Raw genomic sequence first — 16099 nt, 5'->3', positions numbered from 1 at the left:
GTAACCGAATGTCATTTTTTCGTGAAAAACGTTACGGGAGTGTAAAAACCGCATAAGCACGGGCTTTTTACGCCGTTCGATTTGGGCTTGACGTCCAGGTGTTACACCTGTGAAGACGTACCTAAATCCTGTGCCAGAGAAAAACGTTACCGGTTGACCCCCATGAGTGGGTAATCGGCGGATCCCTTTGAAGCACAGGTGGGTCATTTTGGTGCATCCCGTCGAGGCCCGATTTAGCGTAGCTCAAATATTCGCCTGCCTCTAAAGGGTGCAAGTTTTTTATCCGCATGCATCCAGGCTTTCCGCATTCGCCGTGAAGCGTTGCGCATTCAAAGGTATGCTGGGCACCTGAAATTGACCTGCCAAACGGAGTGCCCGCGTGTTCGCCTTAGACCAACGCCTGCAACAAGACACACTGGCTATTGGGGACTTCCCGCTCTGCCGCCTGCTGCTGTCCAATGACTCGAATTACCCATGGTTCATCCTGGTGCCGCGCATTGACGGTATCAGTGAAGTGTTTCAGCTGGATGTCGCCGATCAGCACACCTTGTGGCAGGAAACCACGGCCCTGGCGGCGTTATTGAACGAAGGGTTGGCAGCCGACAAGATGAACATTGGTGCGCTGGGTAACGTTGTCAGCCAGTTGCACGTGCATGTGATCGTGCGCAAGCGTGATGACGCCGCCTGGCCTGCACCGGTGTGGGGCAAACATCCGGCCCGACCGTACACCGAAGAGCAAGTAACGGCGATACGCACCCGACTGCGCGCTTTATTGCCTGCCGGCTTCATCTTTAGCCAGGACTGAATTATGGATCTGCAAGACCGCGTCACCGACCTGGAAAGCCGCCTGGCCTTTCAGGACGACACCATCGAGACCCTCAATGACATTCTGGTCACCCAGCAGCGGGCGGTAGAGCGCCTGCAGCTGCAGATGACGGCGCTGCTCAAGCGTCAGGAAGAAATGGGTGGCCAGTTCGAGTCATCCGAAGAAGAAGCGCCGCCGCCACATTATTAGGGCGCGCCATAAAAAAACCGCGACCCAGCCAGGCTGGATCGCGGTTTTTTTGCGCCGAGAAAGTATCAGCGACGCGGCAATGCCGCGATCACGTCTTCGGCTTGCAGGCCTTTGTCACGGTTCATGACGGAGAACTCCACGCGCTGGCCTTCGACCAGAACGCGGTGACCTTCGCCACGGATGGCCCGGAAGTGGACGAAGATATCGTCGCCCGAATCGCGGGAAATAAAGCCGAAGCCCTTGGATGTGTTGAACCACTTCACGGTACCGGTATCCCGGTTGGTCATGTCGTAGTTTTGCGTGGCTGCCGCTGGAGACGAACGGTAGAAGCTGATGGCCAGGTGAAGAACGATAGCGACCACAGCAATCACCAGGCTGAGCAGGATAGCCGGGTGGCCGCCGACTTCAGGCATAGGTGCCAGGAGGGTGAGGGTTTGAACGACAACGGTCAGTACCAGCAGCGCGCTGACCAGGTTTTGCAGTTGATGACGTGTGCCTTTGTTCCAGTACGGGATCACCGGTGCCAGCGTCAGGTTAAGAAGGCCGAACAAAGCCAGGTACAGAGCGTCGTGTTGTTCCAGGTAGGGAGGGCTTCCCTGTTGCAAGCTCGGTATAAAGGACAGCAGCAACGCTGCAACGCCCGTTAGCAGGTGGACGATTTTCAACATTTTGATTAACTCACGTTAAGAAGGATCACAAGGAAGAGCTGACGGGCACGGTTCGCTTCTGAACAATGGGAGGCGTTGGGCACGTGCACGGGTATCAGCCTATGTGGTGCGCCGCGCAAATTAACGGCAACCACACGCCGTCTATTTAACAGCAAAGGCTGTGCCTACTCAAATCAAGCATTTCGGGGTGTTGCAGGCGCGATGGCATTTCTGCTTCAAACACTTGTCCTAGACAGGTGCGGAGTTTTTCGGCGGCATTTCGGGCGTTTTCTTACTCAAGGCTGAGGCCTGCGCGCCGCCGATTGAACGGGGACCGCTGGGTGTTGCAAGCCTGTCATGCAGCGGGGCGATTTGCCGCACGCCAGTTGCGTGTGTCGGGCTGCACACAGCCTGCACTCTTGCTAGAGTGGTCCTGCACCTGATCAATGAATGCTCGTCAATTGAAGGGGAAAAACATGGCAATCGATATTGGTATCAGTGAAGAAGATCGTAAATCCATCGTCGATGGGCTTTCACGGCTGCTGTCCGATACCTATGTACTGTATTTGAAGACCCACAACTTCCATTGGAACGTCACGGGCCCCATGTTTCGTACGCTGCACTTGATGTTTGAAGAGCAGTACAACGAACTGGCGTTGGCAGTGGACTCCATTGCCGAGCGTATTCGTGCCCTGGGTTTCCCGGCGCCGGGTGCCTATTCGATCTACGCCCGTCTGTCTTCGATCAAGGAAGAAGAGGGTGTGCCCAGCGCAGAAGAGATGATCAAGCAATTGGTGGCGGGCCAGGAAGCCGTGACCCGCACCGCGCGCGGTATCTTCCCGTTGCTCGATAAGGTCAGCGATGAGCCGACCGCCGATCTGCTGACCCAGCGTATGCAAGTCCACGAAAAAACGGCGTGGATGCTGCGTTCCCTGCTCGAAAATCAGTAACGCTCCAGCCCCAAAAGCAAACCGAGCGGTGCCGTCCTGGCGCCGCTCGCTTGTTTCTCTGCGCTTCCTGGCGTTGTCCTACGACTATCGACTCCGCGTCTTCTGGCTGCCTGGCACGTCCTGCTGTTTTATAGGGCCACTGTCCGATGGGAGAAACCCATGGGCTGCTGTTTGGCAATGGAGTGTCAGGTGTATGTCACGCGGAGTGGGTAGTGGAGTGATGGAAACCTGCGGTTTTCATAAGATAAAAGTCGATCCTTTCGCTAAAGGCTTCGATATGGGACTGGCCAAGCCATTGTCCCGGTCGGTCAGGCTCAACGGGTTTTCCACGTGCCTGCGGCTTGAGCAGATCTATTGGAATATCCTCACGGAGATAGCCAGGCTCAATGCCTGCTCAGTCAGCGCATTGCTGTCTTATGTCGATCGGGAAGTGCATTTGCGGTACGGAGGAGTGAAGAACTTCAGTGGCTTGGTCAGGGTGGTATGCGTGGTTCACGTATTAAAAGGCAATACGGCGTCGCACCACCCTGACTAGTCAGGTGGCACCGGGCCGGCCCGCTACCTGGCGGGCAAGGCCTGGGGCAGAAAGCCGGCTGCGCTGCTTCGATTTACCAGATATAATCCCGCGCTTTGCTGCGCGTGCCGGGTCTTTACCCACAGGGCGGGTGCAGCGCAGTAATGATCTGATCGCCGAGACATCTCCATGCCCATGTACGATTATCAATGTGCTTCCTGTGGTCATCAGTTGGAAGCCATTCAGAAAATCAGCGCAGCGCCGCTGGTCGATTGCCCTGCCTGCCAGGCACCTGAGCTGAAGAAGATGTTGTCCATGCCGGGCTTTCGCCTGAGCGGCGGTGGCTGGTACGAGACCGACTTCAAGACCGGCGCCAAGAAGAATCTGGCGGGCGGCGACAAAGCAGACTGAGTTGAACTCTACGCGCAGGCTCCTGCATTATCCGTCCCCTGCTTAACTGTACGGTGACGAGGCGAGCCTCCACCGAAATTCGAATTACGAGAAGTGAAACCACTATCATGATGCGCAGCCACTATTGCGGCCAACTGAACGAGACCCTGGATGGTCAGGAAATCACCCTGTGCGGATGGGTTCACCGTCGCCGTGACCACGGCGGGGTGATCTTCCTCGATATCCGTGATCGTGATGGTCTGGCCCAGGTGGTGTTCGATCCGGACCGCGCTGAAAGCTTCGCCGCCGCCGACCGCGTGCGCAGCGAATATGTTGTGAAAATTACCGGTAAGGTTCGCCTGCGTCCGGCCGGTGCCGTGAACGCGAACATGGCGTCCGGCGCGATTGAAGTGCTGGGCTACGAGCTCGAAGTGCTGAACGAGTCGGAAACCCCGCCGTTCCCGCTCAACGAATACTCCGACGTCGGCGAAGAAACTCGCCTGCGCTACCGCTTCCTGGACCTGCGTCGTCCGGAAATGGCCGAGAAGCTGCGCCTGCGTTCGCGCATGACCACCAGCATCCGCCGCTTCCTCGACGAAAACGGCTTCCTCGACGTCGAAACGCCGATCCTCACCCGGGCCACTCCGGAAGGCGCGCGTGACTACCTGGTGCCGAGCCGTACCCACGCCGGTTCCTTCTTCGCCTTGCCGCAATCGCCGCAACTGTTCAAGCAACTGCTGATGGTGGCCGGCTTCGACCGTTACTACCAGATCGCCAAGTGCTTTCGCGACGAAGACCTGCGCGCCGACCGCCAGCCGGAATTCACCCAGATCGACATCGAGACCAGCTTCCTCGATGAAAAAGAGATCATGGGCCTGACCGAACAAATGATCCGCAACCTGTTCAAGGAAGTGCTGGACCTGGAATTCGGCGAGTTCCCGCACATGACCTTCGAAGAGGCCATGCGCCGCTACGGTTCCGACAAGCCAGACCTACGTATCCCGCTGGAACTGGTAGACGTGGCCGACCAGCTCAAGGAAGTTGACTTCAAGGTGTTCAGCGGCCCGGCCAACGACCCTAAATGCCGCATCGCCGCCCTGCGCGTGCCTGGCGGCGCGAGCATGCCGCGCAAGCAGATCGACGACTACACCAAGTTCGTCGGCATCTACGGTGCCAAGGGCCTGGCGTACATCAAAGTCAACGAGCGCGCCAATGGCGTTGACGGTCTGCAATCGCCGATCGTGAAGAACATTCCGCTGGACAACCTGAACGCGATCCTCGATCGCGTTGGTGCGGTCGACGGCGACATCGTGTTCTTCGGCGCCGACAAAGCCAAGATCGTCAGCGAAGCCCTGGGCGCGCTGCGGATCAAGCTGGGCCACGACCTGGACCTGCTGACCTGCAAGTGGGCACCGATGTGGGTCGTCGACTTCCCGATGTTCGAAGAGAACGACGACGGCAGCTTCAGCGCCTTGCACCACCCGTTCACTGCGCCGAAGTGCTCGCCTGAAGAGTTGGAAGCCAACCCGGCAGGCGCGCTGTCGCGTGCCTATGACATGGTCTTGAACGGCACCGAGCTGGGTGGCGGTTCGATCCGTATCCACCGCAAAGAAATGCAACAAGCGGTGTTCCGCCTGTTGGGCATCAACGAAGCCGAACAGGAAGAGAAATTCGGCTTCCTGCTCGATGCCCTGAAGTACGGCGCGCCGCCGCACGGTGGCCTGGCATTCGGTCTGGACCGTCTGGTGATGCTGATGACCGGCGCCCAGTCGATCCGTGAAGTGATCGCCTTCCCGAAAACCCAGAGTGCTGCGGACGTAATGACCCAGGCTCCGGGCGTGGTGGATGCCAAGGCGCTGCGCGAGTTGCACATCCGTCTGCGCGAGACGCCAAAGGCTGAGTAAGGCTGCTGCGTGGAAGCGCACTGAGGTTTACGCAGTCTAAAAAGGCGCATCTTCGGATGCGCCTTTGCGTTACAAGGGTTGTGCTTTCAAGAGGGAAATCCTGCCTGGGGCGGGATTGATAAGGTTTCTAGAGAATTTCGGAGTTGTGTTATGGCTGGCCATTCCAAGTGGGCGAACATCAAGCACCGCAAAGAGCGTCAGGATGCCAAGAAAGGCAAGATCTTCACCAAGTGGATTCGCGAGCTGACCGTCGCTGCCCGCCAAGGCGGTGGTGACCCGGGCTCCAACCCGCGTCTGCGCCTGGCGCTGGACAAGGCTCTGGGCGCGAACATGAGCCGCGATATCATCGACCGCGCCGTGGCCCGTGGTGCCGGCGCCGCCGACACCGACGACATGGTCGAACTGAGCTACGAAGGCTACGGCCCGGGCGGCGTGGCGGTGATGGTCGAGTGCATGACCGACAACCGCAACCGTACTGCGGCAGCCGTGCGCCATGCGTTCAGCAAATGCGGCGGCAACCTGGGCACCGACGGTTCGGTGGCCTACCTGTTCGAGCGCAAGGGGCAGATTACCTTTGCGCCGGGTACGGATGAAGACGCGCTGATGGAAGCTGCGATGGAGGCTGACGCCGACGACGTGGTGACCAACGAAGACGGTTCTATCGACGTGTTCACCTCGTTTGCCGGCTTCTATGCGGTGCGCAACGCGCTGGAAGCGGCAGGTTTCAAAGGCACTGACGCGGAAATCGTGATGCTGCCGACCACCAGCGCCGAACTGGACCTGGACGGCGCGCAGAAAGTGCTGAAGATGCTGGATATGCTTGAAGACCTGGATGACGTGCAGAACGTGTACTCGAACGCCGACATCCCTGAGTCTGTGGCCGAGCAGCTAGGCTGAAGGGCGATGTAGATCAAAATGTGGGAGCGGGCTTGCTCGCGAAAGCGGTGTATCAGTCAGCATATGAGTTGACTGACACATCGCTTTCGCGAGCAAGCCCGCTCCCACATTAGAGCTTCTCTGTATCAAAAATTGTTTTTACCCAACCCGCAGGCGTTATGACTTTAATCCTAGGTATCGACCCCGGTTCGCGCATCACCGGTTTTGGCGTGGTGCAACAGACCCCGCGCGGCTGCGTCTACGTCGCCTCGGGCTGCATCCGTACCGGCGCGGGCGAGTTGGCCGAGCGCCTGCAGATTGTCTACCGCGGCGTGCGTGAAGTGATCCAGACCTACGGCCCGGTGACCATGGGCATCGAAAAGGTGTTCATGGCCAAAAACGCCGACTCTGCGCTCAAGCTTGGCCAGGCCCGTGGCGCCGCGATTGTTGCCGGCGCGGAGGAGGGCATGGAAATCGCCGAGTACACTGCGACCCAGGTCAAACAGGCTGTGGTCGGCACCGGTGCGGCGAATAAGGAGCAGGTGCAGATGATGGTCATGCACATGCTCAAGCTCACCTCAAAACCGCAAATCGACGCCTCCGACGCCCTGGCCATTGCCATTTGCCATGCGCACACGCGCTCAAGCTTGCTGCCGCACGGCTTGGGCACGGCACGCAGTCGTGGCGGCCGGCTGCGTCTCTGATAGCATCAGCGCAATCGTTATTTCCGGTCAGGCCTCGATCTGACCCCAAGCTTTAAGGATCTGAACCGTGATTGGACGCTTGCGCGGCACCCTGGCTGAGAAACAGCCGCCGCACCTGATTCTGGATGTGAATGGGTTGGGGTATGAGCTGGAAGTGCCCATGACCACCCTGTATCGCCTACCGTCGGTCGGCGAGCCGCTGACCCTGCACACCCATCTGGTGGTACGGGAAGACGCGCAACTGCTCTACGGTTTCATTGGCAAGCGCGACCGCGACTTTTTCCGCGAGTTGATTCGCCTGAATGGCGTAGGGCCAAAGCTCGCGCTGGCATTGATGTCGAGCCTGGAAGTCGATGAGCTGGTGCGCGCGGTGTCGGCCCAGGACACTTCGGCGTTGACCAAGGTGCCGGGCGTCGGCAAGAAAACCGCCGAGCGCCTGCTGGTAGAACTCAAGGACCGCTTCAAGGCCTGGGAAGTGGTGCCGAGCATGTTTGCCCTGGTGCCGAACCAGCCGGACATGCCGGCAGGCCAGGTCGCCAGCGCCGAGAGCGATGCGGTCAGCGCGTTGATCTCCCTGGGCTACAAGCCTCAGGAAGCGAGCAAAGCCGTATCGGCCATCAAGGACAAGAACCTGAGCAGCGAAGACATGATCCGCCGAGCCCTGAAGGGAATGATTTAAGTGATTGAAGCTGATCGTCTGATCGCGGCCACTGGCCCGCGCGACCGTGAAGAAGTCCAGGACCGGGCCATCCGCCCGCTGAGCCTGGCCGAATACATCGGCCAGCCCACCGTGCGCGAGCAGATGGAGTTGTTCATCCAGGCCGCGCGCGGGCGCAGCGAGTCCCTGGACCACACCTTGATCTTCGGCCCGCCGGGGCTGGGTAAAACCACGCTGGCGAACATCATCGCCCAGGAAATGGGCGTGTCGATCAAGTCCACCTCCGGCCCGGTGCTGGAGCGTCCGGGTGATCTGGCGGCCCTGCTGACCAACCTTGAACCGCACGATGTGCTGTTTATCGACGAGATTCACCGGTTGTCGCCCATCGTCGAAGAAGTGCTGTACCCGGCCATGGAAGACTTCCAGCTCGACATTATGATCGGCGAAGGCCCGGCGGCCCGCTCGATCAAGCTCGACCTGCCGCCGTTCACCCTGGTGGGCGCGACCACCCGCGCGGGCATGCTGACCAACCCGCTGCGAGACCGTTTCGGCATTGTTCAACGTCTAGAGTTCTATAGCACCGCAGACCTGGCGACGATTGTCAGTCGTTCGGCGAGTATTCTTGGCTTGCCGCTCGACCCGGAAGGCGCCTTTGAAATCGCCCGTCGAGCGCGGGGCACGCCGCGGATTGCCAACCGTTTATTGCGACGTGTGCGCGATTTTGCTGAAGTGCGCGCCAAGGGTCATATCACCAAGGCCGTGGCCGATTTGGCGTTGAACCTGCTGGATGTGGACGAACATGGCTTCGACCACCAGGATCGACGTCTACTCTTGACCATGATCGAGAAGTTCGACGGCGGCCCGGTGGGTGTGGACAGCCTGGCGGCGGCGATCAGCGAGGAGCGTCATACCATTGAGGATGTGCTGGAACCGTACCTGATCCAGCAGGGGTACATCATGCGCACGCCAAGGGGGCGGGTGGTGACGCGTCATGCTTATTTGCACTTCGGGTTAAACATTCCGTCACGATTGGGCGAGATGCCTGTAGTAGACGAATTCCTGGATGCAGTGGACGATTAAAAAGCTCACGTCAGTCGATTTATCTGATGTTTGTGCTGTCCTAGTGGCTGGTAGCGTCATTCAGTTGCTGCAAATGTTTCAGAGAATGGAAAAAACAGTTGCCCAGCCGGATTGGCAACCTGAGGAGTAAGCACTAGAGTATGCGCGCGCAAAACGGGGATCAGTCGTTCGCACATCGCTGTCGCGTTTATTACGAGGACACCGATGCCGGCGGCATCGTTTATTACGTCAACTACCTCAAGTTCATGGAGCGGGCTCGAACCGAGCGGCTACGGGAGCTGGGCTTTGCCCAATCCCAGCTGGCAGGGGAGGACCTGTTATTCGTCGTGCATTCCAGCGAGGCGCGTTATCACGCACCGGCGCGATTGGACGACGAGTTGCTGGTCAGCGCTGAAGTAATCGAATTGAACCGTGTCAGCCTGCGCTTTAAACAGCAAGTCAGGCGGGCAACGGATGCAACGCTGCTCTGTGAGGGGCAGTTCCTGGTGGCCTGTGTGCGCACCAATAGTTTGAAACCCCGGGCCATTCCCGAAGCTCTACGTGCGGCCTTTGCCGGCGTAAGCGGCGCGGGTAAACAATCAAAGCAGGAGATTTAGCGTGGAACCTACCGTCGTCGACCATTCCTCCATGTGGAGCCTGGTCAGCAATGCCAGTGTCGTGGTTCAACTGGTGATGCTGGTCCTGGTAGCCGCATCGGTTACCTCTTGGGTCATGATTTTTCAGCGCAGCAATTTGCTGCGTGCCGGTCGACGTGCCCTGGAGAGCTTCGAAGAGCGCTTCTGGTCGGGTATCGACCTGTCCAAGCTGTACCGCCAGGCCGGCAGCAACCCGGACCCGGATTCGGGCGTCGAGCAGATCTTCCGCGCTGGCTTCAAGGAGTTCTCCCGCCTGCGTCAGCAACCGGGCGTTGACCCGGAAGCAGTCATGGAAGGCGTGGCCCGTGCCATGCGCGTCGCGATTTCCCGCGAAGAAGAGAAGCTGGAGCAGAGCCTGCCGTTTCTCGCCACCGTCGGTTCCGTGAGCCCGTATATCGGCCTGTTCGGTACGGTGTGGGGCATCATGAACTCCTTCCGTGGCCTGGCTCAGGCCCAGCAAGCGACCCTGGCCACCGTGGCCCCGGGTATCGCCGAAGCCCTGATCGCTACCGCGATCGGCTTGTTCGCTGCTATCCCCGCAGTAATTGCCTACAACCGTTTTGCCGCGCGCGGCGAGACCTTGATCAGCCGTTACTACACCTTCGCCGACGAATTCCAGGCGATCCTGCACCGTAAAGTGCACACCAGCGAAGAATAAGCAGGTAATTCCCAATGGCTTTAATCGCTCGAGCTCGCAAAAAGCGCAAGCCGGTCGCCGAGATGAACGTAGTGCCTTACATCGACGTGATGTTGGTGCTGCTGGTCATCTTCATGGTGACCGCGCCGATGCTCAATCAGGGCGTGAAGGTTGATCTGCCCAAGGTTTCCAGCGAAGCCTTGCCGCAAGACAACAACACTCAGGTCCTGACCATTTCGATCAAGGCTGACAAGACCTATTACTGGAACCTTGGCAGCGAAGTCGACACTCAGAAACAGCAGGACAAGGCCATGACCTTGCCGCAGATGACCGATGCCGTGACCAAGATCATCCGGTCCGGCAACGAAGGCGGCAAGCACACCCAGGTGTTCATTCGCGGCGACAAAGTGGTCGACTATGGTTCCGTCATGGGCGCCATGGGTGGGCTGCAGAAGGCCGGCGTGGGTAACGTTGGCTTGATTACCGAGGCGCCCTGATGCAGCAACAGCGAGAGCCGTCCGCCTCGGAAAGCTACTTCTGGCCTAGCGTCTGGGCAATTGCCCTGCACGTCCTGGTGTTTGGCATGCTGTTCGTCAGCTTTGCCATGACCCCGGACTTGCCGCCAGCCAAGCCGATCGTGCAGGCGACCCTGTATCAGCTGAAATCGAAAAGTCAGGCCACCACCCAGACCAATCAAAAGATTGCGGGTGAGGCCCAGAAGTCGGCTGCGCGCCAGACTGAAGTCGAACAGATGGAACAGAAGAAGGTCGAGCAGGAAGCGGTGAAGGCTGCTGCGGAACAAAAGAAAGAAGAGGCGGCTCAAAAGGCCGAGGAATCGAAAAAGGCTGACGAAGCCAAGAAAGCTGACGAGGCGAAAAAGGCTGATGAAGCCAAAAAAGCCGATAAAGCTGCCGAAGCTAAAAAAGCCGAAGAGAAACAATTGGCTGATATAGCTAAAAAGAAGTCTGAAGAAGAAGCCAAAAAAGCTGCCGAAGAAGAGGCCAAGAAAAAGGCCGCTGAAGACGCCAAGAAAAAGATAGTCGAAGACGCGAAGAAGAAAGCCGCCGAAGACGCCAAGAAAAAAGCTGAAGCAGACGAGGCGAAGAAGAAAGTCGCCGACGACGCGAAGAAGAAAGCTGCCGCCGACGCCAGCAAGAAAAAGGCCCAGGAAGCAGCACGTAAATCCGCCGAAGAGAAAAAGGCCCAGGCCTTGGCAGATTTGCTTTCCGACACGCCGCAGCGTCAGCAAGCCTTGGCCGATGAACGTGGTGATGAAGTCGCGGGCAGTTTCGACGACCTGATTCGGGCACGGGCAGCGGAAGGCTGGACACGTCCACCTTCGGCACGCAAAGGCATGACAGTAGTGCTGCAGATCGGCATGTTGCCGGACGGTACGGTGACTTCGGTCAGCGTGGCCAAGTCCAGTGGTGACGGTTCGTTCGACAGTTCGGCGGTTGCCGCGGTCAAGAACATTGGCCGGTTGACCGAGATGCAGGGAATGAAACCAAGCGACTTCGCTCCCTATCGTTCATTCAAGATGACATTCACACCTGAGGATCTAGCCTTGTGAGAAACCTTCTTCGAGGAATGCTTGTCGTTATTTGCTGTATGGCAGGGATAGCGGCGGCGGATGAAAAGAACATCCTGGTTACCAGCGGTAGCGATCGGGCCACCCCGATTGCCGTAGTACCGTTCGGCTGGCAGGGCGGCAGCGTGCTGCCGGACGACATGGCCCAGATCGTCAGTGACGACCTGCGCAACTCCGGTTACTACGCGCCGATTCCGAAAGGCAACATGATCAGCCAGCCTAACCAGGCCAGCGAAGTTGTGTTCCGTGACTGGAAGGCGGTGGGCGCCCAGTACCTGATGGTCGGCAACATCACGCCGGCCGGCGGTCGCCTGCAGATCCAGTACACGTTGTTCAACGTGGCCACCGAGCAGCAGGTCTTGACCGGCAGCGTATCGGGCACCGCCGAACAACTGCGGGACATGGCGCACTACATCTCGGACCAGTCGTTTGAAAAGCTGACCGGTATCAAGGGTGCTTTCTCGACACGTCTGCTTTATGTAACGGCTGAGCGTTTCTCTGTAGACAACACTCGTTACACTTTGCAGCGTTCGGACTACGACGGCGCACGCGCTGTAACCTTGCTGCAATCGCGTGAGCCAATCCTGTCGCCGCGCTTTGCGCCGGACGGCAAGCGTATTGCCTACGTATCGTTCGAGCAGCGCCGTCCACGTATCTTTGTTCAGCATATCGATACAGGTCGTCGCGAGCAGATCACCAACTTCGAAGGCCTCAACGGTGCACCAGCCTGGTCGCCGGATGGTTCGCGCCTGGCGTTCGTGCTCTCCAAGGACGGCAACCCGGACATCTACGTGATGAACATGGCTTCGCGCCAGATCAGCCGTGTTACCAGCGGCCCGGGCATCAACACCGAACCGTTCTGGGGTAAGGATGGCTCGACCATCTACTTCACCTCCGACCGTGGCGGCAAGCCACAAGTTTATAAAGCGAACGTGAATGGCGGTGGCGCAGAACGCGTGACCTTTATTGGTAACTACAATGCCAATCCTAAGCTTTCGGCCGATGAAAAGACGTTGGTGATGATTCACCGTCAGGATGGTTTCACTAATTTCCGGGTTGCGGCCCAGGATTTGCAGCGCGGAACCGTAAAAATCCTCACAGATACCAACCTTGATGAGTCAGCTACTGTTGCGCCCAACGGCACCATGGTAATCTACGCCACCCGCCAGCAGGGCCGGGGAGTCTTGATGCTCGTGTCCATTAATGGACGCGTAAGGCTCCCGCTTCCTACCGCTCAAGGCGAAGTCAGAGAACCGTCCTGGTCCCCTTACCTGAACTGACGCGGCGCTACAAAAAGAAGTACTTAACACACTGGGGTTCATTAGGAGTTTCACGATGGAAATGCTGAAGTTTGGTAAGTTTGCTGCTCTGGCTCTGGCTCTGTCCGTAGCCGTTGGTTGCTCGTCTAAAGGCGGCGACAATGCCGGTGAAGGCGCAGCTGTTGATCCAAACGCTGGTTACGGCGCTAACACTGGTGCAGTTGACGGCTCCCTGAGCGAAGAAGCTGCTCTGCGCGCTATCACCACTTTCTACTTCGAATACGACAGTTCGGACCTGAAGCCAGAAGCCATGCGCGCTCTGGACGTTCACGCGAAGGACCTGAAAGCTAACGGCGCTCGCGTTGTTCTGGAAGGTAACACTGACGAACGTGGTACTCGTGAGTACAACATGGCACTGGGCGAGCGTCGTGCGAAAGCCGTTCAGCGCTACCTGGTACTGCAAGGTGTTGCTCCAGGCCAACTGGAACTGGTTTCCTACGGTAAAGAGCGTCCAGTTGCTACTGGCCACGACGAGCAGTCCTGGGCTCAAAACCGTCGCGTCGAACTGCGTAAGTAATTCGTCATGCGAACGTGCCGTCGTGCTCTAACTGTATTGGCTCTCAGCCTCGCACCGCTTGCGGTGTGGGCTGCGGTTCCTGTGGAAGATAGCAACTCTGGCTATAACAATAGCGGGAGCAGTTATCCGCCAGCGGGTTATGGCACGAACGGCGCCTATGCTGGGGGAGCGGCTACGTCCGCTCCCTCGGCACAGGGCGAACTGTTCAACCAGCTGCAACGCATGCAGGATCAATTGTCGCAGCAACAAGGCACGATTGAAGTGCTGCAGAATCAAGTGAACCAGCTTAAGCAAGAAGGCCTGGAGCGTTACCAGGATCTTGACCGACGCATTGGAGCCGGCGTTACACCTGCCGCCACTCCTGATAATTCTTCTGCCGGTGGCGCACCAAGCGCCGCCGGTGGTGCAGCAGCAGGGGCCGCGGCGGCAAGCCAAGCCCCTGCCGCCAGCAGCGAACCGGGTGATCCGGCGAAGGAAAAGCTGTATTACGATGCAGCCTTCGACCTGATCAAAGCCAAGGATTTCGATAAGGCCAGCCAGGCCTTTACCGCATTCCTGCGCAAATACCCGAACAGCCAATACGCGGGCAATGCCCAGTACTGGTTGGGCGAGGTCAACTTGGCCAAGGGTGATTTGCAAGGTGCAGGCCAGGCTTTTGCCAAGGTCAGCCAGCTTTACCCAAAGCACGCCAAGGTGCCTGATTCGCTGTACAAACTCGCTGACGTAGAACGCCGCCTAGGTCACACCGACAAGGTCAAAGGCATTCTGCAGCAGGTGGTTGCCCAGTATCCGGGTACCTCCGCTGCCCAGTTGGCACAGCGGGATCTGCAGCGCTTGTAAGCGATGCTTCCCGTTTAGAAGAAACCCGCGCCTGGCGCGGGTTTTTTCGTTAGAATCCACGCCCTTTTATGAAACACGCTTCCTGGGGTTTACGCGTTTGCGCAATTCCTTGAAGTGCCTGACGGAGGCGGACAGCCTGTTTAGCTGTTACGCCCGTGGCGACTATGCAAGACACATTACGTATTACCGAAGTTTTTTACTCGTTACAGGGTGAAACGCGCACTGCTGGCCTGCCGACTGTATTTGTACGGCTGACCGGCTGCCCCTTGCGTTGCCAATACTGTGACAGCGCCTACGCCTTCAGCGGCGGCACCGTGCGCACCCTGGACAACATCATCGAGCAGGTTGCCGGTTTCAAGCCGCGCTACGTCTGTGTGACGGGCGGCGAACCCCTGGCCCAGCCCAATGCCATCGCGCTGCTCAAGCGGCTGTGTGACGCCGGTTACGAGGTTTCACTCGAAACCAGCGGCGCCCTGGACATCTCGGCCGTGGATCCGCGCGTCAGCCGTGTGGTCGACCTCAAGACCCCTGGCTCCAAAGAAGCGCACCGCAATCTGTACGCCAACATGGACCTGCTGACCGCCAATGACCAGGTCAAGTTCGTGATCTGTTCCCGCGACGATTATGACTGGGCGGCTTCCAAGCTGATCCAGTACGGGCTGGACCGTCGTGCAGGCGAGGTGCTGTTCTCTCCCAGCCATCACGACCTGAACGCTCGCGAACTGGCTGACTGGGTGGTGGCGGACAACCTGCCGGTGCGCCTGCAGTTGCAGCTGCACAAATACCTGTGGAATGACGAGCCGGGGCGCTGACATGGCTGATCAAAAGCGTGCAGTCATCCTGCTTTCCGGCGGTCTGGACTCGGCCACCCTGGTGGCCATGGTCCGCGCCCAAGGCTTCAACTGCTACACCCTGAGCTTCGACTACGGCCAGCGCCACCGCGCCGAGCTGAACGCCGCCGCGCGCGTGGCCCGTGACATGGGCGTGGTCGAGCATAAGGTGATCGGTCTCAACCTCAATGGCATCGGCGGGTCCGCGCTCACCGACAGCAGCATTGCCGTGCCCGAGGCGCCCAGTGAAGGCATTCCGCTGACCTATGTGCCAGCGCGCAACACCGTATTTCTGTCTCTGGCGCTTGGTTGGGCTGAAGTATTGAATGCGCGCGACATCTTCATCGGTGTCAACGCGCTGGACTACAACGGCTATCCAGACTGCCGACCAGCGTACGTCGAGTCATTCGAGCGCATGGCCAACCTGGCCACCAAGGCCGGCGTAGAGGGGCAGGGCTTCCATATTCAGGCGCCGCTGCAGAACATGACCAAGGCGGACATTGTGAAGACTGGTGTAGCACTTGGCGTCGATTACACGCTGACTGTTTCCTGCTACCAGGCAGACGATGACGGCCGTGCATGTGGGAAATGCGACGCCTGCCGACTGCGCGCAGAAGGCTTCCAAGCGGCCGGAATTACTGACCCCACGCGTTATTTCTGATTTATTTAAAATAAGGTGTTGAATAATCCTTAGAAATCAGTATTATACGCGCCACCACACAGCGGGTCGTTAGCTCAGTTGGTAGAGCAGTTGGCTTTTAACCAATTGGTCGTAGGTTCGAATCCCACACGACCCACCATTTTTGGCGGTTTAGAAAATCCGGAAGGCCCACGCAAGTGAGGATTTCCGGGTTTTTTTTTGCCTGTGATTTGGGCCTTGCGACGCCAGGCTCTACTGCGAGCCCTTGGCATACAGACTTATCGCAGCCTGTGCATCGATCAATAGGTAAACCCAGCCCGCTCGGGCTGAGCCTGCCACCAAGCCCCCAATGCTT

At 58.5% G+C, this 16099-nt stretch carries 20 protein-coding genes and 1 tRNA gene; 20 read left to right on the top strand and 1 reads right to left on the bottom strand.

From position 1 onward, the window contains the following. The first annotated feature begins 379 nt into the window (after positions 1–379). Positions 380–805: an HIT domain-containing protein gene (locus C4J83_RS24285; protein WP_106578383.1), complete on the top strand. Its 426-nt coding sequence runs from the start codon at positions 380–382 to the stop codon at positions 803–805. Between the two features lie 3 nt (positions 806–808). Beyond that, positions 809–1015 carry a SlyX family protein gene (locus C4J83_RS24280; RefSeq protein ID WP_017847119.1) on the top strand — a complete coding sequence of 69 codons (207 nt, stop codon included), beginning with the start codon at positions 809–811 and terminating at the stop codon, positions 1013–1015. 65 nt (positions 1016–1080) lie between these two features. Here the strand turns inward: C4J83_RS24280 and C4J83_RS30950 are convergent, their stop codons facing one another. Further along, positions 1081–1683: a cold-shock protein gene (locus C4J83_RS30950; protein ID WP_106578384.1), complete on the bottom strand. Its 603-nt coding sequence runs from the start codon at positions 1681–1683 to the stop codon at positions 1081–1083. A gap of 455 nt (positions 1684–2138) precedes the next feature. Here C4J83_RS30950 and C4J83_RS24270 point away from each other — a divergent pair, with 455 nt between their 5' ends. The 18 genes from C4J83_RS24270 to C4J83_RS24185 all read left to right on the top strand — a co-directional run bounded on the left by C4J83_RS24270 (position 2139) and on the right by C4J83_RS24185 (position 15904). Next, positions 2139–2612, top strand: coding sequence for a Dps family protein (locus tag C4J83_RS24270; RefSeq protein WP_003193874.1), 474 nt, complete (start codon positions 2139–2141; stop codon positions 2610–2612). Positions 2613–2805: 193 nt separating this feature from the next. After that, complete coding sequence (locus tag C4J83_RS24265; protein ID WP_119736966.1) at positions 2806–3147, top strand: ribbon-helix-helix domain-containing protein; 342 nt, start codon at positions 2806–2808, stop codon at positions 3145–3147. A gap of 168 nt (positions 3148–3315) precedes the next feature. Then, on the top strand, positions 3316–3537 hold the full coding sequence (locus tag C4J83_RS24260) for an FmdB family zinc ribbon protein (RefSeq protein WP_017139808.1): 222 nt from the start codon (positions 3316–3318) through the stop codon (positions 3535–3537). 107 nt (positions 3538–3644) lie between these two features. Beyond that, positions 3645–5420 (top strand): aspartate--tRNA ligase, encoded by a 1776-nt coding sequence (gene aspS / locus C4J83_RS24255; protein ID WP_056858570.1) that lies wholly within the window; start codon positions 3645–3647, stop codon positions 5418–5420. Positions 5421–5570: 150 nt separating this feature from the next. After that, on the top strand, positions 5571–6317 hold the full coding sequence (locus C4J83_RS24250) for a YebC/PmpR family DNA-binding transcriptional regulator (protein WP_106578386.1): 747 nt from the start codon (positions 5571–5573) through the stop codon (positions 6315–6317). A gap of 158 nt (positions 6318–6475) precedes the next feature. Beyond that, positions 6476–7000 carry a crossover junction endodeoxyribonuclease RuvC gene (gene ruvC, locus C4J83_RS24245; protein ID WP_016975450.1) on the top strand — a complete coding sequence of 175 codons (525 nt, stop codon included), beginning with the start codon at positions 6476–6478 and terminating at the stop codon, positions 6998–7000. 67 nt (positions 7001–7067) lie between these two features. Next, positions 7068–7679 (top strand): Holliday junction branch migration protein RuvA, encoded by a 612-nt coding sequence (gene ruvA, locus C4J83_RS24240; RefSeq protein ID WP_025854761.1) that lies wholly within the window; start codon positions 7068–7070, stop codon positions 7677–7679. Beyond that, positions 7680–8738 (top strand): Holliday junction branch migration DNA helicase RuvB, encoded by a 1059-nt coding sequence (gene ruvB, locus C4J83_RS24235; protein ID WP_003193867.1) that lies wholly within the window; start codon positions 7680–7682, stop codon positions 8736–8738. 140 nt (positions 8739–8878) lie between these two features. Further along, a complete protein-coding gene (ybgC, locus tag C4J83_RS24230; protein WP_071484353.1) occupies positions 8879–9334 on the top strand; it encodes a tol-pal system-associated acyl-CoA thioesterase in 456 nt (151 codons plus the stop codon). 1 nt (position 9335) lies between these two features. Further along, the gene (gene tolQ / locus C4J83_RS24225) at positions 9336–10031 is read left to right on the top strand and encodes a protein TolQ (protein ID WP_003209819.1); all 696 of its coding nucleotides are present in this window, start codon (positions 9336–9338) and stop codon (positions 10029–10031) included. Between the two features lie 23 nt (positions 10032–10054). After that, positions 10055–10507, top strand: coding sequence for a protein TolR (gene tolR / locus C4J83_RS24220; protein ID WP_161630238.1), 453 nt, complete (start codon positions 10055–10057; stop codon positions 10505–10507). Then, a complete protein-coding gene (gene tolA / locus C4J83_RS24215; protein ID WP_106578387.1) occupies positions 10507–11580 on the top strand; it encodes a cell envelope integrity protein TolA in 1074 nt (357 codons plus the stop codon). The genes tolR and tolA overlap by 1 nt, the downstream gene beginning before the upstream one ends. A 17-nt stretch (positions 11581–11597) precedes the next feature. After that, positions 11598–12878 carry a Tol-Pal system beta propeller repeat protein TolB gene (gene tolB, locus C4J83_RS24210; protein ID WP_043205819.1) on the top strand — a complete coding sequence of 427 codons (1281 nt, stop codon included), beginning with the start codon at positions 11598–11600 and terminating at the stop codon, positions 12876–12878. Positions 12879–12933: 55 nt separating this feature from the next. After that, positions 12934–13434: a peptidoglycan-associated lipoprotein Pal gene (gene pal, locus C4J83_RS24205; RefSeq protein WP_003209827.1), complete on the top strand. Its 501-nt coding sequence runs from the start codon at positions 12934–12936 to the stop codon at positions 13432–13434. A gap of 6 nt (positions 13435–13440) precedes the next feature. Beyond that, positions 13441–14274: a tol-pal system protein YbgF gene (gene ybgF / locus C4J83_RS24200; RefSeq protein WP_119736970.1), complete on the top strand. Its 834-nt coding sequence runs from the start codon at positions 13441–13443 to the stop codon at positions 14272–14274. A 164-nt stretch (positions 14275–14438) separates the two neighbouring features. After that, positions 14439–15086: a 7-carboxy-7-deazaguanine synthase QueE gene (queE, locus tag C4J83_RS24195; protein WP_124418363.1), complete on the top strand. Its 648-nt coding sequence runs from the start codon at positions 14439–14441 to the stop codon at positions 15084–15086. Position 15087: 1 nt separating this feature from the next. After that, positions 15088–15765, top strand: coding sequence for a 7-cyano-7-deazaguanine synthase QueC (gene queC / locus C4J83_RS24190; RefSeq protein WP_177416160.1), 678 nt, complete (start codon positions 15088–15090; stop codon positions 15763–15765). Between the two features lie 63 nt (positions 15766–15828). Continuing rightward, positions 15829–15904: transfer RNA gene (locus C4J83_RS24185), tRNA-Lys, on the top strand. The last annotated feature ends 195 nt before the right edge of the window (positions 15905–16099 follow it).

Source organism: Pseudomonas sp. LBUM920 (assembly GCF_003852315.1).
Classification (GTDB): domain Bacteria; phylum Pseudomonadota; class Gammaproteobacteria; order Pseudomonadales; family Pseudomonadaceae; genus Aquipseudomonas.
The sequence above is the reverse complement of the archived record's forward strand: the minus strand, read 5'-3'. Positions and strand labels throughout refer to the sequence as shown.